This window comes from Roseateles sp. P5_E4 (assembly GCF_054049255.1).
In genome coordinates this window covers 386,146-410,876 of record NZ_JBFUMS010000002.1, presented here as the reverse complement: position 1 = coordinate 410,876, position 24,731 = coordinate 386,146, and the positions used below count along the sequence as shown (strand labels likewise).

Below are 24,731 nucleotides of genomic sequence, written 5' to 3'. Positions count from 1 at the left end.
CATTTTCAATTTACGTCCACAAGAAACCTCAGTCAACGAGGGTGTGTACTAATGTATTAGTGGGCCGCGAGGCAGAAAGGCGGCTAAGAATTGCAAGGTGATCGAACATTGGATAGCGCTCTCAGGCTTGTCGGCCGACGGGCCAGACCGCGCCCCATCAGCCGCGCCAGGACGCATCAAGCCCGCGATGACAATGGCGCCCAGCCTCCGCGCGCCAACGGCTGATTTGGCTTGCCCCTCGAGATGAACACCACGCTAGATCCCACCCGCCATGCGGCGCCCCAGGTTGTTGAAGCGCTTCGCGCCGCCATCATTTCGCTGGAACTGGCGCCAGGGAGCGCCCTCGACCGCGCCGAGCTGGCCCAGAGCTTCGGCGTCAGCCAGACGCCCGTGCGCGACGCGCTCATGCGGCTCAGCGAAGAAGGCCTGGTGCTCATCCGCGCCCAGTACACGACGCAGGTCAGCCGCATCGACGTGCCGGCGGCCCGCGAGGCGCATTTCCTGCGCCGCTCCATCGAAATCGAAATCGCACGTCTGCTGGCGCTCTCGCATGACCAGGCAGTGATCGACGACCTGCGAGCCCAACTGGCGCGCCAGGTGGGCCTCGCCGCCAGCAAGGACTATCCCGCCTTCATTGCGGCCGACAAGGAGTTCCACCGGTTGATGTACGTCGCCGCCGGCCTGCCGCGGCTGTGGTCGGTGGTGACGCGCATGTCGGGCCACATCGACCGGCTGCGGCTGCTGCACGCGCCGAGCGAGGGCAAGGCCGAGTCCATCCTGGCCGGCCACCTGGCCATCCTGCAAGCCATCGAATCGGGTGACGCGCAAGGCGCGCAACAGGCCGTGCGCGAGCACCTGTCGGGCACGCTGGCCTCGGTGGAAGAGATCCAGCAACGCTACCCCGAGTACCTCATCCTCTCTTGAAGCGCCGCCCGCTTCGCCCCCTGCTTGGCAGGCGCAATCGGTAGCGCTCACAATTCGGGCCGCCTCCCTACCGCACCGCGAGCCGCATGACCCCGACCGACCCCAGCTTCCTTCCCGCCGACGCCGAAGGCGCCCTGGTGGACATCTCCGCCCAAGCCGCCACGACGGCCCATGGCGTCGGCGCGCTGATGAAGCACTTGCGGAGCCGCGCACGATGACGCGCCGACTGCGCTCCCAGGACTGGTTCGACAACCCCGATCACATCGACATGACGGCGCTCTATCTGGAGCGCTTCATGAACTACGGCCTCACGCCGCAGGAGCTGCGCTCGGGCCGGCCCATCATCGGCATCGCCCAGAGCGGCAGCGACCTGAGCCCCTGCAACCGCATCCATCTGGAGCTGGCGAAGCGCGTGCGCGATGGCATTCGCGACGCGGGTGGCATCGCGATGGAGTTCCCTCTGCATCCCATCTTCGAGAACTGCCGCCGCCCCACCGCGGCACTGGACCGCAACCTGGCCTACCTCGGCCTCGTCGAGATCCTGCACGGCTACCCGCTGGACGCCGTCGTGTTGACGACCGGCTGCGACAAGACGACGCCGGCGCAGGTCATGGCAGCAAGCACCGTCGACATCCCGGCCATCGTGCTGTCCGGCGGCCCGATGCTGGACGGCTGGTTCGAGGGGCAGCTCGTCGGCTCCGGCGCCGCCATCTGGGCCGGCCGGCGGCGGCTCGCGGCGGGCGATATCGACGAAGAGACCTTCATCGAGATTGCTGCGGCCTCCGCGCCCTCGGCCGGCCACTGCAACACCATGGGCACGGCCTCGACGATGAATGCGCTGGCCGAGTGCCTGGGGCTGTCGCTGACCGGCTGCTCGGCCATCCCGGCGCCCTACCGCGAGCGCGGCCAGATGGCCTATGAGACGGGCCGGCGCATCGTCGACATGGCGCGCGAGGACCTGCGGCCGTCGAAGATCCTCAGCCGCGACGCCTTTCTCGACGCCATCGTCGTCAACGCGGCCATCGGCGGCTCGACCAACGCCCAGCCGCACCTGATGGCCATGGCCCGCCATGCCGGCATCGAGCTGACAGCTGCCGATTGGACCGAGGTGGGCCAGCACGTGCCGCTGCTGCTGAACATGCAGCCGGCCGGCCAGTTCCTCGGCGAGCGCTTCCACCGCGCCGGCGGCGTGCCGGCCGTCATGTGGGAGCTGCAGCGGGCCGGCCTGCTGCGCACCATCCGGCCGACGGTGACCGGCCACACGATGGCCGCCAATCTCGACGGCCGCGAGACGCAGGACCGTGAAGTCATCTACCCGGTCAGCGCACCGCTGAAGCCCGATGCCGGCTTCGTCGTGTTGAGCGGCAACCTGTTCGACTTCGCCATCCTGAAGGCCAGCGTCATCTCGGCAACGTTCCGCGAGCGCTACCTGAAGGACGGCGCTTTTGAGTGCCGGGCCATCGTCTTCGACAGCCCCGACGACTATCACACGCGCATCAACGACCCTGCGCTTGGCATCGATGAGGGCTGCATCCTCGTCATGCGCGGCGCCGGGCCGATGGGGTGGCCGGGCTCCGCCGAAGTCGTCAACATGCAGCCACCGGACGCGCTGATCCGGCGCGGCGTGATGAGCTTGCCCACGCTGGGCGACGGCCGCCAGTCGGGCACGTCGGACAGCCCCTCCATCGTGCATGCCTCGCCCGAGAGCGCCATCGGCGGCGGGCTGGCCTGGCTGCGCACGGGCGATGTCATCCGCGTCGACCTGATCGCGGGCCGCTGCGACGCGCTGCTCAGTGATGAGGAGCTGGCGCGCCGCCGCGCTGAAGATGCGCCACCTGCGATACCGCCGAGCCAGACACCGTGGCAGGAGATCTATCGCTCAACGGTGGGGCAGCTGTCGACCGGCGCCTGCCTGGAACTCGCCGTGCCCTATCGCGCCGTGATCGACACGCCACCGCGGCACAACCATTAGGGCCTGCTAACACTACGGCAATGGGTCGCGAAGGCCTTCCGCCAGGGGTCAATCATTGCAAATGCTCGCCGGGTGTGCAACCCGGCTCCGCTTTGCGCCTTGCCCGCGGCTTTTCTGGCCACAACGCGACCCGTTGCCGTAGCGTTAACAGGCCCTGTGTGGTCACGCCGGGCAAAGTGCATTAAAGTGATATCTCCTTTTTCTGAGGTATCGCCATGCCCGTCCTCGAACAGCTCTCTCGTCTCGAACTGCCGGCTCGCGCGTTCAGCGGCTTCGTGCCCATTGCCTGCAGCCTGGGCGGGGCGGCAGCGGCGGCGGCGCTGTTCGTGTGGTCCATAGGCAACCTGGCGCTGATGGTGCTGACCGTGCTCCTCTTCGCGGCCAGTTTGCTCATGCTGATCGGGATCTACATGCAGGAGCCCAACGAGGCGCGGATCCTGACGCTGTTCGGTCGCTATGTCGGCACCGACCGCCATGAAGGCCTTCGCTGGGCCAACCCGTTCGCGATGCGGGAGCGCATCTCGCTGCGCGCGCGCAATCTGAACGCGCCGCACATCAAGGTCAACGACAAGCGCGGCAACCCGATCGAAATCAGCGCCGCCATCGTCTGGCGCGTGCAGGACACGGCGCGCGCCGTCTTCGAGGTGGACAAGTTCGAAACCTACGTTGGCGTGCAGGCCGAGACGGCCATCCGCCATCTGGCCACGCAGTTCGCCTATGACGATGGCGAGGATCTGGACCCCGACGAAACGACGCTGCGCGCCGGCCAGGACGAGGTCGTCAAGGCGCTGGTCGCCGAACTGCAGGAGCGCTGCGCCCAAGCCGGCGTGGCGGTGCTGGAGGCCAAGATCACCCACCTCGCCTACGCGCCGGAAATCGCTCAGGTGATGCTGCGCCGCCAGCAGGCCGAGGCCATCATCAGCGCACGCAAGAAGATCGTGCAGGGCGCGGTGACGATGGTGGAGGAGGCGCTGCGCGGGTTGTCGGAGCGCGAGATCGTCGTGCTGGACGACGAGCGCAAGGCGGCCATGGTGTCCAACCTGCTCGTCGTGCTGTGCTCGGACAAGGACGCCCAACCCATCATCAACGCTGGCACGCTTTACGCCTGAGCGCGCCGCGGCATGGCCAGCCCCGACAAGAAGGCCTTCGCGTTGCGGGTGGACCCGGCGCTGTGGGCACAAATCGAACGCTTGGCAGCACAGGAGCTGCGCTCGGCCAATGCGCAGGTCGAAGTGCTGCTGCGCGAGGCGCTGGCGCGGCGCGGCATCAAGCCGGCCGCCAGCCCGGCGCCGCGGCGAGGGCGGCCACCCAATGAGCCGGGCGACACCGGCGAGGGGTAGACGCGCTCATGTGTCGAGACGGCTATATCCGACCCATCAAGAGCAGCACGAGCACGATCAGCAAAACCAGGCCGATCCCTCCCGTTGGCCCATAGCCCCAGCCGCGGCTGTGGGGCCACGCCGGGATGGCGCCGAGCAGAAGAAGGATCAGCACGACGAGCAGAATGGCACCTAGACTCATGGCGGTCTCCTTGGTAGTTGGGGCTCACGATTCAACGGCGCTGAAGCGCCTTGAACCTGTGCCGACTCTCCTCGCAAGGCCGACCCCCAGGTGTAGGACTTGACCGCGCAACCGGCTAGCTCGATGCCGGCTCAGCACTTGCGCCCCCGTCTCGCCGTGCGCTCAGGTCTCCAGCCGACCCTTCAACGCGGCATGGTCGGCCGCCAGCGGCGTCACGCTGGCCGCAGCCGCCAGCGCGCCCAGCGCCTGCCGGCGCAGCGCCTCGCCATCCGCCGGCTTCAGTGCCAGCAGCCAGGCGGCCGCCTCGGCCCAGGCCAGCCGCGCCGGGCGACCCAGGCTGGGGTCGTCAAACAGCGGCTGCAGGCGGGCCAGGGCCTCGCGCAGTTGCGCTTGCGCGCCGGGCTTGTGAAGCTCGGCCAGAAGGGCGCCATGCACGGCTTGCACGGTGCTCCGCCGCAGGTCGGCCGCGGGATTGGGCGCGGTGCCGGGCGACGCCTTCCACGCGGCCAGGCCCTGCTCGACCACTGCCAGAGCCTGCCCAGGCTGGCCGTTGCGCCAGAGCGCGAGCCCATGCTGGGCGGCCAGGTTCCGCGGCAACTGGGCCCATTTGCTCTGCGGGCCCTCCTGCTTGGCCAGGCGCTCGTTCTCGGTCCAGGCCAGGGTTGAGGCCTCGAGCGCTGCGGCCCATTGGCCACGGCGCAGTTGCACAAGCGACAGGGTATTGGCCTCTTGCAGCAGGCCATCGTGCCAGGCGATGTTGGCGGGCTCGGCCTCGACATTGGCGCGGCGCAACGGCATCGCTGCCTGCAGCTGAGCCAGTGCGTCGTCGAGCCGGTCCAGGCGCAGCAGCGTCAGCGCGCGGGATGCCAGAGCGACGCCGAGCTGGTGGCGGAGGTAGACCTCGGTCTTCATCTCGCCGGGTGCGGCGCGGCGGTCGCTCTCGGCATGCATGGCGGTGTCGGCCAGCAGTTCGCGGTAGACCGGCTCGGCCTTGGCGTACAGGGCCAGGGCTTCGTCAAGCTGGCCTGCCGCGCTCAGCGTCTGGCCGAGGCTCAGGGTGGTGTTGGCCAGCTCCACGCCCAGGGCTGCGCGGCCCAGCACGTCGTCCCTGGCAAACGGGCGTGCCTGTTCGAGGCGCTGGAGGATGAGCCGGCTGTTGGCCACCGCACGCTCGCGCTGGCCGGTGTTGCGCAGCCGAACCGACTGCACCTGCAGCGCGCGGGCATGCCACTGCGCAAAACGCCAGTCGTGATGTTGGCTGGCCCACAGGCGTTCACCCAGTTCGACGGCGCGCAGCGCCATGGCGTCGATCTGGGCACCGAGCTCGGCCGTGCCGGTGGTGTCATTGCCCAGCAGCTCGGCGCGGCGGGCGAGGATGGCGGCGCTGAGCGCCTGCAGGTCGCCATCGGGCTGCTCGCCCTGCACCAGGGGGTCGAGCGCGGCGAGGGTCTGTGCCAGCAGCGCATCCTGGGCCTTGCTACCGCCGGGCAGGTAGGCGATCGCATCGCCGAAGCGGAACACCAGATCGGCCGTGATGCCCTTGACCGCCGTCAGCCGCAACTCGGCCGCCGCGCGCGCTTGGCCGGCCACGTGTGCCTGCCAGGACGCCGCCGCCAGGCCCCCGGCCAGAGCCAGCACGACGCCCAGACCCAAGGCCACCGGCAGGCGGTTGCGCCGCACGAACTTGGACAACAAGTAGCCGCGGCTGGGCGCGCGGGCGCTGACCGGGTAGCCCGCAAGCGTGGCGCGCAGGTCGGCGGCGAACTGCTCGACGCTGGCATAGCGGCGGCCCACGTCCTTCTCCAGCGCCTTGAGCAGGATGTTGTCGAGATCGCCCTTGAGGCGCTGCCGGGTGATCAGCCAGGCCTGAGCATCGGGCGCCGCAGCGTCGGGGCTGCTCAGTTGCGAGGGGCGGGTCGGCGCTTCGTCGAGCACCGCGCGCGCGGCCTCGGCGGGGCCGCGCGCATTGCGGCCGTAAGGACGCTGGCCAGTCAGCAATTGGTAGAGCAGCACGCCCAGCGAGTAGACATCGGTACCCGTGCCCACCGGCTCGGCGCGCACCTGCTCGGGGCTGGCGTAGTTGGGCGTGAAGGGGCGGACGGCGCCAAGGGTGCTGTCGTTCCCTTGCGCCTCGGCCGGGTCGAGCGCCTTGGCGATGCCGAAGTCGAGCAGCTTGACCTGTCCGTCGTGCGTGACGAGCACGTTGCCGGGCTTGAGGTCGCGGTGCACGAGCAGGTTGCGGTGAGCGTGGGCGACGGCGTCGGCCAGCTGCAGGAAGAGCCCGAGGCGCTCCTCGATGGACCGCGTTTGCGCGGCTTCGTCGATGGGCAGGCCATCGATGAACTCCATGACGAAATAGGGCAGTCCGTCGGCGCTGAGACCGGCGTCGAAGAGCTGGGCGATGTGCGGGTGATGCAGCCGCGCCAACGCCTGGCGCTCCTGCGCAAAGCGCTGCAGCACGGCGTCGCTGTCCATGCCCCTCTTGATCACCTTGATGGCCGCGCGGCCCTCGAAGCTGCCGTCAGCGCGGCGCGCCTCGTACACCTCGCCCATGCCGCCGCTGCCGATGCTGCGCACGACGGCCCAGGCGCCGAAGCGCTCACCGTCGCGGGACAGGCTGGCCGCCACGCTCTCGGCGATGGGCCGCGACAGCAGCGGATCGCCGTCGGTGTGGTCGGCGTGATGGGCGAGCAGCGAGTGCAGCTCGGCCTTCATCACGGCGCTCACGGGCAGCGCGTCGACATGCGCCGCACGCTCGGCCGCAGGCAGCGCCACCGCCTCGTCAAAGAGGCTGCGCAGCACGGCCCAGTCGGCGGGCGTGGGGGCGGGTGTGGTCATCGGCGGGACTCGGGGTGGGCGGTGGCGACGCGACTGTAGTGACGCACCGGCATGCGGGGGAGCGGGGGAACCGCCCCCCCGTGCCATCACTGCTTGACGAGGCCGCTGCACTGCGCAAGCGACTTGACCGGTCGCGGCATGCGGTGGCTGGCGTCGGCGCTGTACGACGCCGGCACGTTCAGCGCCACGTTGGCCGGCTGGTAGGTCAGCGTCACCCAGGTTTGTTCACCGGCGCTGAAGTAGTCCTGCGCCTGCACCGCCACGCTCTCGCCAAAGGTGACGATGACGTCGTCCTCGTCGCCGGCGAGGCGGGTCGTCACGTCGACATTGCCGCTCACCAGGTGGAAGACGCCGCTGCTCGACACGTCCAGCGTGCAGCTGCTGCTCGTGTAATGGCCGACGAGTGCCGCCGACATGTCGACGGCGGTGGCGCCGTTCAGCGTCGCGATGTTGGCGCCGCCTGCGCTGGTCGGGTTGGGGTTGCTCAGCCAGCACTCCACCCGGTCCGTGGCCGTGGTGAAGCCGGTGCCGCCCTGGCGCGCCACGCCTTGCGCCATCACGCCCTTGACGAGGGTGAGCTGGGCGTAGCGGTCGTTCGGCACATCGCTGGCCTGGACCCGCGTGAGGCTGACGACATTGAGGATGAGGTCGCCCACGTCGCCATTGACGGCAGCCTGCAGGCTGCGCCCACCGGCCGAGACGGTCAGCATGCCGTCCTTGGCCACGGCGATGCTGCACGAGGTGGTCTCCTGCGTCGCCTGGCCCGGCGTGAAGACGCGCCCGAGCTGCCCCTGCCAGGTGCCGATGGCCGGCGCGACGTCAGCGGCTGCCGCTTGCCCCTTGGGTGTGAGCACGATGGCGTGCGGCGCCGGTGGCGTGGGATCGGTGCCCGTCAGCGCGGGCGGCAAGCGGTAGATGCCATTGGTTGCGGCGCTGAAGTCGGCGATCAGGTCGATGTAGGTCTTGTGGCTGGCGAGTGCGGCGGCCATGACGCTGTCCAGCAGCGCGTCCGTGGAATCGCCCGGCTTGGCGTCGAACACGACGGTGAAGGGGTCGAATGGCCCGGTGGGCAGCACGTAGCTGCCGGCCGTGAGGGTGGCAATCAGCTGGGTGAGCGCTCCGGCGGTGTCGAGCCGGGTGCCCGCCGGTGCGGCGGCCAGGCCCGCAAACCAGGTCGCGGGCGGCATGCCGGCAGCGCGCGCAATGGTCAGGTCGGTAAGGGTGGTGATGTTCACGCGCCCGGCGGCCACGGCAATGCTGTGCAGCGAAAGCGCATTCGGCACGCCGCCCACCGTGCCACCCGACACCTGCAGTGCGCAGGGCAGCGTGTTGGCCGGCACGTCGACGGTCCAGGTGCCGGTGGCGCTGGTCGGCAGCGAGACCGTGGCCGGCCCGCTGGTACAGGTGGCCGTGACCGTGCCGCCAACGACGGGCGCGCCGCTCGCAGCCACGCCGGTCAATGTGGCCTTGACAACCGCCGGGGCAGGCGCAGGCGCGGGCGCAGGGGCTGGGGCGGGTGCAGGCGCGGGGACGGGCGCAGGCGCTGTTGCGACCGGTGCAGGAGCCGGTACTGCGGGCGCCGTGGTGCCGCCACCCCCGCAGCCGGCCAAGGTGGCAACGGCCACGGTGGCCGCCGCGATCACGAGGCCACGCAGGCCGTGGGGAGTTGGGCAAGGGGTCGATGTCATGGTGGAGTCCGGTGGGAGGGGTGGCACCCCTCGCCGATTCGAGGGGCATGCCGGGGTACGCAGCGTGGCGCGGCCAAAAGGCTCATCGGGCTTGAAAACAGGCACGCATGAACCGAGCAATCCTTCGCAGGCATGTCGCGGCGCCGCGCGCAAAATGCGCGGCGCCATGACCGCTATGACTGCCCTGTCCGCTTCGAACCCCGCCGCCGCCGATGTCACCGAGTGGCTGCGCCGGCTCGACACGGATGCGGCCGGCGCATCGAACCAGCTCTTCGAGCTGCTCTACGGCGAGCTGCACCGCATCGCGCGCGCCCACATGGGCCGCGAGGCGAACGCGCACACGCTGAGCCCGACCGTGCTCACGCACGAGGCCTGGTTCCGCATGGCCGAGCAGACGCGCACGCAATGGTCCAACCGCGCGCATTTCCTGTCGGTGGCGTCGACCATGATGCGGCGCATCCTGGTGAACCACGCGCTGGCCAAACGCACCGAGAAGCGCGAGGCGCAGCTGGTGTCGCTGTCGATCACCGGCGCACCGGAAATCGGCGTGCAGGCCGAGCCGGACGTGGTGGCCGTGCACGAGGCCATCCTGGCCCTCGAAGCCGTCGACCCGCGCGCGGCCAAGGTGGTGGAGCTGAAGTTCTTCGGCGGGCTCGAAAACGACGAGATCGCGCAGGCGCTCGATCTGTCGCTCGCCACCGTCAAGCGCGACTGGGCGCTGGCACGGGCCTGGCTGCGCCGCGAACTGGGCGCCGCACCGCTGGCCTGACGCGAGGGCGGAGGTTCACCTGGCGCTCTTCAACCGCTGCACCAGCGCATCCCGCGCGCTGCCGATCATGGGCAGGTAGGCCCGCTCGAAGCTGGCCTCGTCGAGCGTGACCGCGGCAGTCGCATTGCTGGTGCCACGCGAGCGGCCACCGGTCAACAGCGCCAGGCCCATCGACAGCGCGTTGCTCGTGTTGTCTGACTTGCGTGACTCGTCGGTGGTGGTGTCGACGAGCGTGAAGCCTTCAGTCGCGCCCTGAACCAGGCGGTCGACGTAGAAGGCGCCGTTGACGCCGCTGCGCGACGTCGTGCGGAAGATGCGCTGGCCCTCCTGCGACACGATCTGCAGCTGGGTCTCGTTGGGGTAGAGCACCGGGCCGGCCTCGATGGAGGACTGTGAGCGCCGCGCGATATTGGCCAGGAAGCCCTTGCTGCCGGAGGCGGTGCCGAAGCTCGCGAAGAAGTGCAGGCGCACGAAATGCAAGTCAAGCGCCTGCGCCACCGCGCTGGCCTTTGCACCGTTGGCGCCATCCAGCGCGGTGATGCGGTCGCTCAGCGTGCCGCGGCCGCCCGCCGTCTGGAAGAAGGCCGGCATGCCGGTGGGCGCGAAGATCTTGGAGACGGCGCCCGTGTCGTCGATGACGTAGGGCGCCGGCTTGCCCATGCGGGCCTCGACTTCGGCGTACTCGGGGCGAGCGCGAACCGTGTCCATGCCGACGACTTCAAAGCCGGCAGCGGTCAGCGCCTCGACGGTGTCGCGGTAGACGCGGTCGGTCAGCGCCTGCATCGCCGCATCCGGCACGCCACGCAGCTCGGCCTGCACCGAGGTGCTGTTGCCCCCGCCGCTGCCGCTCGCCTTCAGCGTGGTGACGAATTCGATCCCGAACTGGTCGATGGCAACACGGCGCGCACCCTTGATGGCCGCGCCGTTGTCGCTGCCGACGGAGACCGTCGGCGCAGCAGCTTGCGCGGCGGCTGGCGGCACGCCAGCCAGGAGGGTGAGCGTGGCAAGGAGCAGCGGGGCGAGCAGTCGGCACATGGCGGTCTTTCGTGGCAGGGCTGAAACCTTCGGTTCGTCGAAGGGGACAACCTGGTACGCAAGACGGTCAGGTGAAAAGGCTCATCCCCACCACCCGTCAGCCCGCCTGCGCGGTTGGATACGACGCCGCCGTGACCGGCGAGACCAGGGACCAACCCATCGCCTTGTACAGAGCGGCGCCCGACTCCGTGGCCACCAACACGCCTTGCCTTGCCTCCAGATCGAGCGCGATGCTTGACAAGATGGTCATGACGCGTCGCCCCAGCCCCTTCCTCCTGTGGGCCTCGGCCGTGACGATTTGATCGAAGGTGGCGAACGGACCCTCGATCGCCACCTGGCCGCCGGCCGCGATTTCTCCTGAACCTGCGATCAGCCTGGCAAACGCGACCTCTCCCACCTTGTCGGTCTGTATGCGATAGCCCTCAGGGGCGGTGGTGTCGCCGCCCCTGAGATCGGTGCTCATCAGAAACTCGGGTTCGTGAAACTGCCAATGATGGGAGAGCAAGGGAGACACGCTTTCACGTGGTGCGCAGATCTTCAGCCAGCTGCCGGGGCCGGTCTCGGTGACAAGTTCTTGGAGGAGATGTCGATCAAGGGCGGGAAGAACATAGCGAGTCGTCTGCCCGGGCTTTCCGACCGAAATCTGAAAGCAGCCAGAGCGCCTGACCGGCGCTGGCGTGCGTCGCGAAATCGCCCAGCCGCAGGCCCAGGCACGAGCAGCGACTGCGGGGTCGAGCGCGCCGGCGTTGCGGTCACCCGCGGAGTTGATGGAGGGAGGGATCATCTGTGCAGTTCAGAAAATGAAGGGCATCTGCATCGGCAGCCATGGCATCGGCAATCAGCCTCATGTCATGGTCGCTGATGGCAAACAGTCCGAAACGAAACGAATAGCCCCAGCGCGCGCGGTCCTGCACGAACTCGAAGCGGTCGATCAGCGGGGCGATGGGCGCTTCGCGTGCGGGCACATAGTCCACGTCCTTGCGGTAGGGGACGAAGCCGCCACCCATGTCAAAGGCGTAGGGCTCGCCGGGCCTGACCAGCCCCAGCGACACAAAGGCCTGCAGCTTGTCGCTGCCGCCCATGGTGACTGTGGGCGCGTAGTAGGCCACGCGGTCACCGGGCCTCACGCGCCGCAACGGCGCGACCTTGCCATGGCACACCTGCATATAGCCTGCGCCGCGTTCCGCGCAGCCTCGGCGTGCGTGGGTGGCGCTGGCCACGGCAATCCAGTTGCCGCGCGGCGCGGCCATGCCGGCCTGTGCCGATTCCTCCCACAGGGTGGCGTTTTTCATCGGAGCGCCTCGTGCGCAAATTGGGAATCGCCATGATGGCGGGAGGTCGCGACAACGGCTTGTCAGCAGAAGGCACCCCGCCAGCCGGTGAGTCCTGCCCACGCCGATCGCGAGCGGGCAACGGAGTTCAGCAACGCGGCAACGGGCATAGTTCTGGCTCCTCCCCTTGCCTTGAAGCCGATGACCCCGCCTCTCGCCGCCCGCGGCTCCTGCTACTGTGGCGCCGTCTCCGTCACGGTCCCATCGCCTTTGCGCCGCCCGGACAACTGCCACTGCGGCGAATGCCGCCGCCTGAGCGGTGCGGCATTCACCACGTGGATCACAGCGCCGCGCGATCGGGTCGTCGTGAACAACCCTGAGGGGCTGTCGGTGTTCTGCCCCACGCCCAACCTGCAGCGCTCGTTCTGCAAGACGTGCGGATCGCATGTCTTCACTGCGGACGCGCGGCTGCCAAGGGCCTATGGATTCCCCGCGGGGGTCTTTGAGGGCGAGCCCATCGAGCCGCCGGGCGAGGACTACTTTCTCGATGACAAGGCCCGTTGGTGTCGGGGTTCTTTACACCCAGAAAGCTGACCGCAAGCAAATCACTGCCACAGCAGGGTTTTCTCTGATGGCACGATGCTTGCTAATTCGTCCAGGTCTTTCTTTGGGAGTAAGTAACTATGTTGAAGTCTCTTGCCTTGGCCTCTGTGCTGTCCCTGGGCAGCCTCGCGGCTCAGGCCACCCCCTTCGTGTTGGGCACCGGCACGCTGGGCGCAATCACGGTCAACAGCGGCAACGTCGCTGTCGTGCCGAGCCTGGTGAACGACACCTTCACGTTCTCGCTCGCGTCGGCTTCGAGCGTGCAGAGCAATGTGACGACGATCTTCGGCAGCCTGTCGCCGGCCTTCTACAGCATCGTCAGCACCGGCGCCGATCACGTCGTGGGCGGCACTGACGACACCGTCATCACCGGCTTTGCCTTCACGTCCACGTCGACCGGGCATTTCACGAACCTGAGCGCCGGCAACTATTACTTCAACGTGTTCGCGTTGGCTAACCAGGCGCCGTCGGCCTACGCAATTTCGGCTTCGGCCACCGCGATGCCGGTGCCGGAACCTGAAACCTACGCCATGCTGGCAGCAGGCCTGGGCGTCATGGGTTTTGTTGCTTCGCGCCGTCGTCGCGATCTGTAATTGATTTGATTTCTGGGTCACTTCCGCAGTGATCCGCCGAAGTCCCCCAAAGCCCTGGCCTCAAACGCCAGGGTTTTTTTCGTGGGGCGGCCGTGCCGTCAAGCGACTGCGCCGCGCGTGTTCACGTACAGCGCATACAGCGAATGCGTGCTCGCCATGAAGAGGCGGTTGCCCTTGGCGCCGCCGAAGCAGAGATTGGCGCAGCGCTCGGGCAGGTGGATATGCGCCAGCGGCTTGCCCAAGGGGCCGTAGACGCGCACACCGTCCAGCACCGCCGCATCAGCATCCGCGCTGCCGTCACTGCCAAAGCCACACCAGAGATTGCCTTGCACATCGACGGCCATGCCGTCGAAGGCACCTGGGCACCCCGGGTCGATCAGCAGCCGCTTGTTGCTCAAGGACACGCCATCTACGTCATAGGCCCAGATCAACCGATGCGGCTGGGCGCGGCTTTCGATGACGTAGAGGGTCTTGCCGTCAGGGCTGATGGCCAGCCCATTCGGGCCCTTGAGGTCGTCGATCTGCAGTGTCAGCTCGCCGGTCACGCCGTCGATGCGGTAGACGGCCGGCGTCAATTCAGACTCGGCCTTCTCGCCCTCGAAGTCGCTGGCGATGCCGAACAGCGGGTCGCTGAACCACAGGCTGCCGTCGCCCGGATGGCAGGTGATGTCGTTGGGCGAGTTCAAGCGCTTGGCCGTATAGCGGTCGGCCAGCACCGTGATGCGGCCGTCGTACTCGGTGCGCGTGATGCGGCGCGTCAGGTGCTCGCAGCTGACGAGGCGCCCCTGGCGGTCGCGCACGTGGCCATTGGCGTTGTTGCTGGGGTTGCGGAACTCGCTGATGGCGCCCGTCGTCTCGTCCCAGCGCAGGATGCGGTTGTTGGGGATGTCGGAGACGAGCAGGTAGCGCCCGTCGCCAAACCAGACCGGCCCCTCGGCCCAGGCCAGGCCGGTGGCCAGTTGCTCGACGCCCGCAGGGAAGAGGCGCAGCGGCAGGAAGGCGTCGTCCAGCACCTCGATGGCCGGGTCGGGCCGGCGGGCGTTGGGCGTGAAGGGGATCTTCATTGGTCTTCCGGCGCCTTCTCGAAGGGGCCGAGGATGACGAACTGGCCGCCCTGGCAGCGCACCTCGGGCCGGCTGGGGTCGACATAGGGCTGGGCCGCCTCGACCTCGGCGCGCCAGGGCTCGGAGCTGTCCTGGGGCTTGAAACCGATGTGGTTGGACGCGCTGTTGTCCCACCAGGTCGAGCGGTTGTCGCTCATGCCGTAAATGATGCTGTGGCCGACGACGGGCGCGCTCAGTGCGGCGACGAGGAGGCGCTCCAGGTCGTCAAAGCTCAGCCAGCTCGACAGCATGCGGCGGTCCGTCGGCACGGGCCAGCTGGAACCGATGCGCACCGACACCGTCTCCAGGCCGTGGCGGTCGAAATAGAACTGGGCCAGGTCCTCGCCAAAGGCCTTGGACAGCCCGTAGTAGCTGTCCGGCCGCGGCGCGGCCCTTGGCGTCAACGTCTCGCCCTGGCTGTAGAAGCCGGTCACGTGGTTGGAGCTGGCGAAGATGATGCGCTTCACGCCGCGCTGGCGGGCCGACTCGTAGACGTTGTAGGCGCCGACGATATTGGCCGGCAGCACCACGTCGAAGGGTTTCTCGATCGACACGCCGCCGAAGTGCAGCACGGCGTCGACATCCTTCAGCAGTGACTGCATGGCAGCCAGATCTTCGAGCGGCGCCTGCACGACTTCCTCGCCCTCGCCGGCGGGGTCCATGGGTGCGAGGTCCGACAGCCGCAGCACGTCGCAGTAATGCTTCATGCGCGGCCGCAGCACGCGGCCGAGGTTGCCGGCGGCGCCGGTCAGCAGCAGGCGCTTGAAGCGCGGGGCGGAGAGAGGGTTCATTTCAGGGCGATGCATTTGAATTGCGGGCCGAGCGCCGGGCCGCTCCCAAGCCGGCCCGCCTTGGGTGATGTGCTTGCCGGTCAATCCGGCAAGCATCGCCGTCCCCTCGGGGGACCGGCCAAGGTACGCCTTGGACGAGGGGCTTCATTTCATGCGCCGATGCGCAAGGGCGGGCGTAGCCGCGGCGCCGCGTCGGACTGGCGTCGGACCAGCGCGAAATCCATGAGCTCATGCTCGCAGGGCAGAGGCACTCCGGTGCGGCGCGCGCGGATGTGACGCACCAGCAGGTCCACCGCGGCACCGGCCATCTCCATGATGGGCTGGCGCACGGTGGTCAGTTCGGGCCAGATGGTCGTGGCCAGCGGCGCATCGTCGAAGCCGACGACCGTCAGGTCGCTGGGCACGTCCAGGCCCATGCGATGGGCGATGGCGACCGTGGCTGCGGCCATGTCGTCGTTGCTGGCGAAGATGGCCGTCGGCCGGCGCTCCTGCGAAAGCAGGAACTCGGCCGCGTCCAGGCCCGAGCGGTAGGTGAACATGCCCTGGGCGACGACCTCCTCCTCCTCGATGTTGAGGCCGGCGTCGGCCATCGCTGCATGGAAGCCGGCCAGGCGGCGGGCGCTGCTGCTCTGGTAGGGGTCGCCGATGATGAAGCCCATGCGGTGGTGGCCCAGGTTCAGCAGGTGCCGCGTCATCTCGTAGGCGGCCTGGTAGTCGTCGATGCCGACGGCGCAGACGGCTTCGGGCGGCACGCCGCTGGACACGACCACGGCCGGCGTGTCGGTCTCGGCCACGAGCTTCAGCAAGGGCTGGGAATCGCAGAAGGGCGGCGGCAGGATGAGGCCGTCGATGCCGTTGGCGATCATCTCGGCCACCGGCTTCTCCTCGCCCTCGCGCGCCGCCTCGCAGCGCTGCACGACGAGCTGCACGTGGCGCAGGCTGGCCTTGTTCAGCAGGCCGATGAGGAATTCATTGAGATAGCCGGCCGTCGGATCGATGTAGAGCATGCCAATGCGGATCGGCTCGGACCCGGCCAGGTGGCGCGCGGCCTGGTTGGGCAGGTAATTCAGCTCGGCGACGGCGGCCTGCACCTTCTCGCGCGTGCCCGGGCGCACGTTCTGCTCCCCGTTGATGACCCGCGACACCGTCATCGGCGACACCCCGGCCAGCGCGGCGACATCGGCGATGGTCGCGACCTTGGGGCTGCGCCCGGAGCGAGCGGTTGGCTTCAAAAGGGTCCCTCGGATGGTGGTGGGTTTGTTTGCGCAATCATATTTGGCTTGGGGACTCTCAGCCGCCGCGCCCCGGCGCGAAGTTGAAGCGCTGCGCTTTGTAGTCGTTCAGCGGGCGCTCGGGAGGGCGCACGCCAGCCGGCAGCGGCAACCCCGAGGAGGACTGGAAATAGGCGAGGCAGGCATCCCGCCACCAGCGAGCCTCGGTCTCCTGCACTGCCAGGTAGGCGGTGACGTCGGCATGGCGGACGGGGTCGATGTCGGCTTGCAGCGTGGCCCAGCGCGCGCGCATGTCGACGACGCTCGCGACGCCACGGTCGTAGCGCGCTACCAATTCGGCCCACAGCGTGCGGCCAGACGCCAGCCGGTAATCCCAGGGCAGGTGGTGGAACCAGAGCAGCCACTCCTCGGGCGTCGTCTCCGGCCGTGCCAGGCGGGCGGCCCAGCCGGGCGCGTACTGGGCCGTCGCGTTGCTACCGCGCGGCGAGCGGTCGAAACCGATGCCGTCACGGCCAGCGCGGTGGAAGTAGACCGGGTTCCAGTCGGCCCGCTCCAGGTTGTCAACCCAGGGCGCCGGGCCATGGTGGTGGCCTGTGCCCATCAGATGGTGCAGGCCCAGAGGCGTCATGTAGTCGACCACCGCCTCGCGCGAAGCCGTCATGATTGAAACGATGCTGTCGACGGCCCCGGGCTTGGCCGTGAAGGTCTGCATGACCCATTCGCGGGCGACGTCGGACGCGCGTAGGTCAGCGTCCCAGGCCAGCCGGCCGAAGGCATACCAGTTGGCGCAGTCAAAGTGGGAGCCGCACCAGTTGCGATCGGTGCCGATGTTGGCCACTCCTGCCATCGCCGTCAGCTGCCCGGCAACCGTCACGCCTGACGGCCGCAAGGTGTCGGTGCGCAGCACCTCCTCGAACAGCGGGCCGAGATAGACCAGGTGCGTCGAGAAGCCGAGGTATTCCTTGGTGATCTGCAGCTCCAGCGCCAGCGGCGTCTTCGGCATGGCGCCGAACAGCGGATGGAAGGGCTCGCGCGGCTGGAAGTCGATGGCGCCGTTCTTGACCTGCACGATGACGTTGGGCGCAAAGCGGCCGTCCAGCGGCTGAAACTCCGCATAGCCCTGCTTCGCGCGGTCACCCGCGTCCGGCGCGTAAACGAAAGCCCGCCACATGACGATGCCGCCGTGCGGCGCCAATGCCTCGGCCAGCATGTTGGCGCCGTCGGCATGGTGGCGGCCATAGTCCTGCGGACCCGGCTGGCCCTCGGAATTGGCCTTGACGAGAAAACCACCGAAGTCGGGGATGCGCCGGTAGATCTCGTCGGTCTTGGCCTGCCACCAGGCGCGCACGGCCGGGTCCAGCGGGTCTGCAGTCTTCAGCCCGCCCAGTTCGACGGGCGCCGAGAAGCGTGCCGACAGGTAGACGCGGATGCCATACGGCCTGAACACGTCGGCCAGCGCCGCCGCCTTGGCCAGGAAAGGCGCGGTCAAGGAATCGGCCTTGGCATTGACGTTGTTCAGCATCGTACCGTTGATGCCCAGCGACGCATTCGCGCGGGCGTAGTCGACGTAGCGCGCATCGAGGATGTCGGGCAGCTTCCACCAGTCCCAGATCGACGCGCCCGCATAGCCGCGCTCGACCGTGCGGTCCAGGTTGTCCCAGTGGTTGAGCAGGCGCAAGCCGAGCTTGGGCGCGGACCGCAGGTCCAGCTTGCCCAGGTCGGTGCCCGTCTGCGCCGCGCGCAGCCAGGCAAAGCTGCCGTAGAGCAGGCCGATGTCGGCGTTGGCCGCGATCAAGGTCACGGCCCGGCCTTGGAGCTTCAGGCTGCGCAGCAGATAGCCCTCGCGGCCCAGCTCGGCCCAGGGCAAGTTCAGCCCGGCCGGCGCGCTGGCCGGCGTGACCAGCAGCAGAGCACCGTCCGCCAGCTGGGCCGACACGGCCGGCTCCCGCCCCGTCAGGCCCGCCACGCCGCGCTTCAATTCCGCAACGGCGGCCTGCAGCGTTGGTGACATCGGCTCGGCAGGGAGGATGCTGCGGGCCCGCGTCAGCACCTCGCTTTGAGTCACGGCTGGCAATCCGCGGTAGCGCTGCCACAGTTCGAAGCCATCCTCCACCGCACTCCATGCGGGTTGCAGCGCGGCCGCCAGCAGCAAGCCGGCCAGGCCTCGGGCCCATGTCTTCATCAGGTCTCCTGTATGGGCCGACCGGGGTCGCAACCCCGGAATCGCGGGAATGTTAGAGATTTCTCGCTTGCGCAATGCAAAATGGTAGCGCTACATTTGAGTCCATAGCAAGCGGCGTCGGAAGGACGCCGCTCAAGACGGAGACCGCATTGAATTCTCATCCCGCCCTACCGGCTCCCGCCACCTGCCCCGGCGCCCTCGCGCTTCGGGGAGATGCGCCGAAAGCCGCGTGATGGTCGGGGCTGTCGCCACGCCGCCGGGCCGGCAGCGCTGGGCTATGCGCGCGCGGCCTTTTGTAGCGCCCACCGTCAACTACGTCCCCACCCTGCAGCGGCCCTTCGCGGCCGACGGGCTGTAAACCATCTAGGGCCTGCATGCAGTTCACCGCCGATCAGCACCTGCTCAAAGACCTCAACCGCATGGCCGTCGTGCGGCAGCTGAGCGCGTGGCCCGGGCAGTCGCGTGCGGCGCTTGCCGAGTCGCTGCAGCTGACCAAATCCACCGTCAGCGGGCTGGTGAAGGAGCTGATCCACGAGGGCTGGCTGCTGGAGCGCGAGGTCGTCGCGACCGGCGAGCTGGGCCGCCGGCCGACGCCCCTCTTCGTCGACCCCGGACGGCTGGTGCTGCTGGGCGCCGAGCTGGGCGTGGAGGGCGTGCAGGTCGTCGCCACCTCGCTGACCGGCGACGTGCTGGCCCGTGCGCGCGCGCCGCTGGACGCCGGACGGGACGCCCCTCTCGCGCTGATGCGCGCCGCGCGGCTGCTGACACAGGTGTACGCGCGCCTGGACACGCCGGCTCAGCGGGTCATCGGCATCGGCATCGGGCTGCCCGGCGGCGTGGACGAGCAACGCGGCCATCTGCATTTCGCCCACAACCTCGGCTGGCGCGACCTGCCCGTCGGCCGGCTGCTGGTCGAGCATCTGCGCAACACGCCGCTGCAAGGCGTGCCGCTGTTCGTGCAGAACGACGCCGATGCTGCGGCCCTGGGCGAGCTGGAGTTCGGCGCAGACGGCCGCGACCCGCTGATCTACCTGAGCCTGGGCCTGGGCGTGGGCGCCGGCATCGTCGTCGAGGACCGGCTGCTGACCGGCGCTCACGGCCTGGCTGGGGAGGTCGGCCACACGACGCTGGAGATCGACGGCCCGCGCTGCAGCTGCGGCCGCCGCGGCTGCGCCGAAGCCATGATCGGCTTTCGGACCATGCTGCCCGCCGGCGAAGAAGGCGGTGGCCTGGCCGGGATCCAGCGCCGGCTGAGCGCCAGGCAGCCCGACAGCATCGAAGCCGTCGCCCGCGCCGGCAGCTATCTGGGCATGCTGCTGGGTAATCTCTGCGCCGCCTACGACCCCGGCCGCATCGTGCTCGGCGGCCCCGCCGTCGAGATCGGCGCCCCCTTTCTCGAGCACGCCTTCCGCACGCTGGAAGCCTATGCCAGCGCCGCCGGCGTGGCGCCGCCCCTGGTCACCCTGTCGCGCTTCGGCGTCGATGCCGTCGCCGTCGGTGCCGCGGCCCTGGCCCGCTACCGTCTCACCCGCCCCCTGATCGCCGCCAGCCGCCTGGCTGCGGCCGCCTGACTCTCTCTGCACCGACACATGATCACCAACCCCATCCTGCCGGGCTTTCACGCCGACCCCTCGATCTGCCGCGTTCCAAGTGATGGCGGTGACGACTACTACATCGCCACCTCCACCTTCGAGTGGTGGCCCGGGGTGCGCATCCACCATTCGCGCGACCTGCAAAACTGGCGCCACCACAGCTACGCCGTCACGCGCAAGAGCCAGCTCGACCTGCTCGGCCACCCCGACTCGGCCGGCGTCTGGGCGCCCTGCCTGAGTTACTCGGGTGGCCAGTTCTGGCTCATCTACACCGACGTGCGCTCCACCTTCGGCGCATTCAAGGACACCCACAACTACCTGATCACCGCGCCCAGCATCGACGGCCCGTGGAGCGAGCCCATCTACCTGAACAGCTCCGGCTTCGACCCCAGCCTCTTCCATGACGACGATGGCCGCCAGTGGCTGCTGAACCAGCAATGGATCCACCAGCCCGGCAAGCACCACTTCAACGGCATCCTGCTGCAGGAGTACGACCACGAAGCCAGGCGCCTGATCGGCCCGGTGAAGAACATCTATGCCGGCACGCCGCTGGGCGTGGTCGAAGGGCCCCACCTCTACCGCCGCAACGGCTGGTACTACCTGCTGACGGCCGAGGGCGGCACCTTCTACGAGCATGCCGTCACGCTGGCCCGCTCACGCAACATCGACGGCCCCTACGAGACGCTGCCTGGCAACCCGCTGCTGACGGCCTGGCAGCAGCGCACCGACGGCCTGCAGCGCAGCGGCCACGCCAGCCTCGTGCAGACGGCCCATGGCGATTGGTACCTCGCCCACCTCTGTGGTCGCCCGCTGGAATGGAGTGGCCCCAACGCGGACAGGCAGAACGGCGAGTACGTCGGCCTGCACTGCCCGCTGGGCCGCGAGACCGGCATCCAGCGCATCCACTGGCGCGATGACGACTGGCCGGAGATCGAAGGCGGCGGCAATGCGCCGCACTTGCAAGTGGCCGGGCCGGGCCTTCCCGAGCATGTCTTCCCGGCCGAGCCGGCGCGCGACGATTTCGACGGCGTCACGCTCAACCACCACCTGAACTCGCTGCGCGTGCCCTTTGACGAAAGCTGGATCTCGCTGACCGAGCGCCCCGGCTGGCTGCGCCTGAAGGGCCGCGAATCGCTGATGAGCCTGTTCGACCAGAGCCTCGTCGCGCGCCGCCAGCAGCATTTCAACTGCCGCATCGAGACGCGCCTGGAATTTGCACCCGAGCTGTTCCAGCAAATGGCCGGCCTGGTGGCCTACTACAACACTGGCAACCACGCCTATCTGCACGTCAGCCGCGATGTCGATTCCGGCCGGCGCGTGCTGCGCCTGACCGTCAACCGCGACTCGGCGCTGAGTGAGCCGGCCACGCCGCTCGTGCTGGCCGACGGCCCGGTCGACCTGGCCGTCGAGTTCCGCCATGACCGCTACCAGTTCCAGTTCGCTCAAGCCAATCAAGCGGGCGGCGCCTGGCAGGACGTCGGCCCGGCGCTGGACACCGCCATGCTCAGCGACGAAGCCGTGACGCGCTTCGTCGATGGCTACGCGCGCAGCTTCGGCTTCACCGGCAACTTCATCGGCATTGCCTGCCAGGACCTGTCGGGCCAGCGCCTTGCCGCGGACTTCGACTACCTTTCTTACGAAGCACGGCCCTGAGACCGCGCCTCTCTTAAAACGACACGAGACACCCCATGGCCACCACCCACCAGCCCTTGTCCTTCATGGAGAAGGCCGGTTACAGCTGCGGCGACGCGGCTGCGAACCTGGTCTTCATGTCCATGATCCTGTTTCAGCTCAACTTCTACACCGACGTGTTCGGGTTGAGTGCGAGCACGGCGGCCGCCATCCTGCTGTGGCCGCGGCTGTGGGATGCCATCTTCGACCCCGTCATGGGCGTGCTGGCCGACCGCACCGAGACGCGCTGGGGCAAGTTCCGCCCCTGGGTGCTGTGGACCTCGGTGCCCTGGGCCGTCGTCATGGTGCTGGCCTACACGTCGCCGGACCCGGCCTGGGGCTGGAGCACCGGCATGGTGGTGGCCTATGCGGGCATCACCAACACGCTGCTGATGACGCTGTACTCGATGAACAACATGCCCTACTCGGCCCTGGGCGGCGTCATGACGGCGGACCTGAACGAGCGCACCAAGCTCAACTCCTACCGCTTCGTGTCGGTCAACGTCGCGCAGTTCGTCGTCGGCGGCTTCACGCTGCCGCTGGTGGCCAAGTTCGCACAAGGCGCCGACCGCGCCCACGGCTGGCAGGTCACGATGACGATCTGGGCCGCGGCCTGCCTGCTGCTCTTCATGGTCACCTTCTTCACGACCAAGGAGCGCATCAAGCCCATCGCGCAGGCCAAGTCCTCGCCCAGGCAGGATTTCAGCGACCTGCTGAAGAACGGCCCGTGGATCGCGCTGGTGGCCTACACGCTCTTCCACTTTGCGCTGCTGGCGCTGCGCGGCGGCGCCCACTACAACTACTACCACCACTACGCCGACAAGGCCGCCATGTTCGACTTCGTTGCAGCCCTGGGCCTGACGACGCCCGACGCGGCAGGCACCGGCAGCCTGGCCGACAGCCTGGGCTACATCGTGCACGGCACGCGCGACCAACTGGCCAGCTCCAACGCGGCCGACGTGTTCAACAGCATCGTCAACATGGTGGGCACAGGCACCACCATCGTCGTCATCATGCTGTCGGTGGGCCTGTCCGCGCGCTTCGGCAAACGCACGGTCGCCATCACCTGCTTCGCGCTGTCGACGCTGACTGCCTCCGCCCTCTACCTGCTGCCGCCCACCGCTACCTGGGGCATGGTGGGCCTGGCCTTCCTGGGCTCCGTCGTCTATGCGCCGACCTGCGCCGTCATGTGGGCCATGTATGCCGACGCGGCGGACTACTCAGAGTGGCAGACCGGCCGGCGCTTCACCGGCATGGTCTTCGCCACCATCGGCTTCTCGCTGAAGGCAGGCCTGGCCATCGGTTCGGCGGCCCTGCTGTGGATCCTGGCCGGCTTCTTCGGCTACGACACCCAGCAAGCTGCGGCGCCCAATGCCATTGAGGGCTACCGCTTCATGTCCAGCATCTTTGTCGGCCTGCTGTTTGCGGCCTGCACAGTCTGCATGCTCGCCAACAAGCTGACCAAGCAGACCACGCTGACGATGGCCGACGAGCTGGCCCAGCGCCGCCAGAAGGCCGGCGCCGGCCCTGATGACGACGGCCCGGCCAATGCCGTACCGGCCACCGCCTGACCTCTTTCACCACCCTTCCCTGATCCCGCAGTAAGGACCCGCCATGAGCACCGCCTATTCCGACCTCCCCACCGTCCCCTACGAAGGCCCCCAGTCCACCAACCCGCTGGCCTACCACTGGTATGACGCCAAGCGCGTCGTGATGGGCAAGACGCTGGCCGAGCACCTGCGACCGGCCGTCTGCTACTGGCACAACTTCTGCTGGAAGGGCGAGGACATCTTCGGCCTGGGAGCCACCGCCCACCAGCGCAACTGGTTCGCCGAGGCTGACGCCGTCACAGCCGCCAAGATCAAGCTGGATGCCGCCTTTGACCTCTTCGGCAAGCTCGGCCTGCCCTACTGGTGCTTCCATGACCGCGACGTGGCCCCCGAAGGCGCGACGCTGGCTGAGTCCAACCGCATCCTCGACGGCCTGCTCGAAGCCGCGGCCAAGAAGATGCAGGATCAGAAGATCGGCCTGCTCTGGGGCACGGCCAACCTGTTTTCCAACCCGCGCTTCATGAGCGGCGCGGCCACCAACCCCGACCCCGAGGTCTTCGCCTACGCCGCAGCGCAGGTCAAGCACGTGCTCGAGTGGACGAACCGCCTGGGCGGCCAGAACTATGTGCTGTGGGGCGGCCGCGAAGGCTACGAGACCCTGCTGAACACCGACCTCAAGCGCGAGCTGGCCCAGTACGGCCGCTTCCTCAGCGCCGTGGTCGAGCACAAGCACAAGATCGGTTTCAAGGGCGCCATCCTCATAGAGCCCAAGCCGCAGGAACCCACCAAGCACCAGTACGACTACGACAGCGCCACGGTCTATGGGTTCCTGAAGACCTATGGCCTGGAGAACGAGGTCAAGGTCAACCTCGAAGTGAACCACGCCACGCTGGCCGGCCACAGCTTCGAGCATGAAGTGGCGACCGCTTGCGCGCTGGGCATCTTCGGCTCCATCGACGCCAACCGCGGCGACGAGCAGCTGGGCTGGGACACCGACCAGTTCCCCAACAACCACGCGGCCCTGGTGCCGGCCATGCTGGAGATCATCCGCGCCGGCGGCTTCACGACCGGCGGCACCAACTTCGACGCCAAGGTGCGCCGCCAGTCCATCGACCCGACTGACCAGCTCGAAGGCCATATCGGCGGCATGGACACCATGGCCCGCGCCTTCCTGAGCGCGGCGGCGCTGTACGAAAGCGGCCAGCTGGAGAAGGCCGTGGGCGATCGCTATGCGGGCTGGAACGGCGAGCTGGGCCAGAAGATCCAGGCGGGCGCCAGCCTTGACGAGCTCGCTGCCGTAGTTCACGCGCAAGGCATCTCGCCGGTCGCTCGTTCCGGCCGCCAGGAACGACTGGAAAACGTCGTCAACAACTTCGTCTGACGGATTTTTGGCTGA

Annotated in this window: 21 protein-coding genes and 1 pseudogene; 12 read left to right on the top strand and 10 right to left on the bottom strand. The window is 68.4% G+C overall.

Features of this window, described 5'->3' with window-relative positions; translation table 11 throughout:
- The first annotated feature begins 243 nt into the window (after positions 1-243).
- From ACXJLH_RS04625 to ACXJLH_RS04605, 5 genes are all read left to right on the top strand, one after another.
- On the top strand, positions 244-924 hold the full coding sequence (locus ACXJLH_RS04625; RefSeq protein ID WP_457442656.1) for a GntR family transcriptional regulator: 681 nt from the start codon (positions 244-246) through the stop codon (positions 922-924).
- A gap of 86 nt (positions 925-1,010) precedes the next feature.
- Positions 1,011-1,142 (top strand): hypothetical protein, encoded by a 132-nt coding sequence (locus ACXJLH_RS04620; protein WP_268795295.1) that lies wholly within the window; start codon positions 1,011-1,013, stop codon positions 1,140-1,142.
- The gene (locus tag ACXJLH_RS04615; protein ID WP_457442655.1) at positions 1,139-2,896 is read left to right on the top strand and encodes an IlvD/Edd family dehydratase; all 1,758 of its coding nucleotides are present in this window, start codon (positions 1,139-1,141) and stop codon (positions 2,894-2,896) included. Before ACXJLH_RS04620 ends, ACXJLH_RS04615 begins: the two co-directional genes overlap by 4 nt.
- 215 nt (positions 2,897-3,111) lie before the next feature.
- Positions 3,112-4,005, top strand: coding sequence for an SPFH domain-containing protein (locus ACXJLH_RS04610; protein ID WP_457323095.1), 894 nt, complete (start codon positions 3,112-3,114; stop codon positions 4,003-4,005).
- Between the two features lie 12 nt (positions 4,006-4,017).
- Positions 4,018-4,236 (top strand): hypothetical protein, encoded by a 219-nt coding sequence (locus ACXJLH_RS04605; protein WP_457323094.1) that lies wholly within the window; start codon positions 4,018-4,020, stop codon positions 4,234-4,236.
- Positions 4,237-4,258: 22 nt separating this feature from the next.
- Here ACXJLH_RS04605 and ACXJLH_RS04600 read toward each other — a convergent pair whose 3' ends face one another.
- The 3 genes from ACXJLH_RS04600 to ACXJLH_RS04590 form a co-directional block, all read right to left on the bottom strand.
- Positions 4,259-4,417: a DUF3309 family protein gene (locus ACXJLH_RS04600; protein WP_457323093.1), complete on the bottom strand. Its 159-nt coding sequence runs from the start codon at positions 4,415-4,417 to the stop codon at positions 4,259-4,261.
- A gap of 162 nt (positions 4,418-4,579) precedes the next feature.
- Complete coding sequence (locus ACXJLH_RS04595; protein ID WP_457442654.1) at positions 4,580-7,255, bottom strand: serine/threonine-protein kinase; 2,676 nt, start codon at positions 7,253-7,255, stop codon at positions 4,580-4,582.
- Positions 7,256-7,341: 86 nt separating this feature from the next.
- A complete protein-coding gene (locus ACXJLH_RS04590; RefSeq protein WP_457442653.1) occupies positions 7,342-8,943 on the bottom strand; it encodes a hypothetical protein in 1,602 nt (533 codons plus the stop codon).
- Positions 8,944-9,109: 166 nt separating this feature from the next.
- Here ACXJLH_RS04590 and ACXJLH_RS04585 point away from each other — a divergent pair, with 166 nt between their 5' ends.
- Complete coding sequence (locus tag ACXJLH_RS04585; RefSeq protein WP_162250716.1) at positions 9,110-9,712, top strand: ECF-type sigma factor; 603 nt, start codon at positions 9,110-9,112, stop codon at positions 9,710-9,712.
- Positions 9,713-9,727: 15 nt separating this feature from the next.
- Here the strand turns inward: ACXJLH_RS04585 and ACXJLH_RS04580 are convergent, their stop codons facing one another.
- The 3 genes from ACXJLH_RS04580 to ACXJLH_RS04570 form a co-directional block, all read right to left on the bottom strand.
- On the bottom strand, positions 9,728-10,747 hold the full coding sequence (locus ACXJLH_RS04580) for a hypothetical protein (RefSeq protein WP_457442652.1): 1,020 nt from the start codon (positions 10,745-10,747) through the stop codon (positions 9,728-9,730).
- Between the two features lie 97 nt (positions 10,748-10,844).
- The gene (locus ACXJLH_RS04575; protein WP_457442651.1) at positions 10,845-11,531 is read right to left on the bottom strand and encodes a GNAT family N-acetyltransferase; all 687 of its coding nucleotides are present in this window, start codon (positions 11,529-11,531) and stop codon (positions 10,845-10,847) included.
- Entirely contained in the window at positions 11,500-12,039 is a 540-nt protein-coding gene (locus ACXJLH_RS04570; RefSeq protein ID WP_457442650.1) for an EVE domain-containing protein, read from the bottom strand. The genes ACXJLH_RS04575 and ACXJLH_RS04570 overlap by 32 nt, the downstream gene beginning before the upstream one ends.
- 180 nt (positions 12,040-12,219) lie before the next feature.
- Between ACXJLH_RS04570 and ACXJLH_RS04565 the strand changes: the two genes are divergently transcribed.
- The gene (locus ACXJLH_RS04565; protein ID WP_457443156.1) at positions 12,220-12,612 is read left to right on the top strand and encodes a GFA family protein; all 393 of its coding nucleotides are present in this window, start codon (positions 12,220-12,222) and stop codon (positions 12,610-12,612) included.
- A 113-nt stretch (positions 12,613-12,725) separates the two neighbouring features.
- Positions 12,726-13,214: pseudogene (locus tag ACXJLH_RS04560) on the top strand (FxDxF family PEP-CTERM protein); the annotation flags it as partial.
- Between the two features lie 98 nt (positions 13,215-13,312).
- On the opposite strand, the gene ACXJLH_RS04555 reads toward ACXJLH_RS04560, so the two are convergent.
- The 4 genes from ACXJLH_RS04555 to ACXJLH_RS04540 form a co-directional block, all read right to left on the bottom strand.
- Complete coding sequence (locus ACXJLH_RS04555; RefSeq protein ID WP_457442649.1) at positions 13,313-14,278, bottom strand: SMP-30/gluconolactonase/LRE family protein; 966 nt, start codon at positions 14,276-14,278, stop codon at positions 13,313-13,315.
- Positions 14,275-15,108: an NAD-dependent epimerase/dehydratase family protein gene (locus ACXJLH_RS04550; RefSeq protein ID WP_457442648.1), complete on the bottom strand. Its 834-nt coding sequence runs from the start codon at positions 15,106-15,108 to the stop codon at positions 14,275-14,277. Before ACXJLH_RS04550 ends, ACXJLH_RS04555 begins: the two co-directional genes overlap by 4 nt.
- A 149-nt stretch (positions 15,109-15,257) precedes the next feature.
- On the bottom strand, positions 15,258-16,340 hold the full coding sequence (locus ACXJLH_RS04545; protein ID WP_056204784.1) for a LacI family DNA-binding transcriptional regulator: 1,083 nt from the start codon (positions 16,338-16,340) through the stop codon (positions 15,258-15,260).
- A gap of 58 nt (positions 16,341-16,398) precedes the next feature.
- Positions 16,399-18,522, bottom strand: a complete 2,124-nt coding sequence (locus tag ACXJLH_RS04540; protein ID WP_457442647.1) for an alpha-glucuronidase family glycosyl hydrolase — start codon at positions 18,520-18,522, stop codon at positions 16,399-16,401.
- A 374-nt stretch (positions 18,523-18,896) separates the two neighbouring features.
- Between ACXJLH_RS04540 and ACXJLH_RS04535 the strand changes: the two genes are divergently transcribed.
- From ACXJLH_RS04535 to xylA, 4 genes are read left to right on the top strand one after another with little or no spacing between them, the layout of a single operon-like run.
- A complete protein-coding gene (locus ACXJLH_RS04535) occupies positions 18,897-20,093 on the top strand; it encodes an ROK family transcriptional regulator (protein WP_056204789.1) in 1,197 nt (398 codons plus the stop codon).
- 18 nt (positions 20,094-20,111) lie between these two features.
- Complete coding sequence (locus ACXJLH_RS04530) at positions 20,112-21,767, top strand: glycoside hydrolase family 43 protein (protein ID WP_457442646.1); 1,656 nt, start codon at positions 20,112-20,114, stop codon at positions 21,765-21,767.
- A 35-nt stretch (positions 21,768-21,802) separates the two neighbouring features.
- The gene (locus ACXJLH_RS04525) at positions 21,803-23,356 is read left to right on the top strand and encodes an MFS transporter (protein ID WP_457442645.1); all 1,554 of its coding nucleotides are present in this window, start codon (positions 21,803-21,805) and stop codon (positions 23,354-23,356) included.
- A 43-nt stretch (positions 23,357-23,399) separates the two neighbouring features.
- On the top strand, positions 23,400-24,716 hold the full coding sequence (xylA, locus tag ACXJLH_RS04520; RefSeq protein ID WP_457442644.1) for a xylose isomerase: 1,317 nt from the start codon (positions 23,400-23,402) through the stop codon (positions 24,714-24,716).
- The last annotated feature ends 15 nt before the right edge of the window (positions 24,717-24,731 follow it).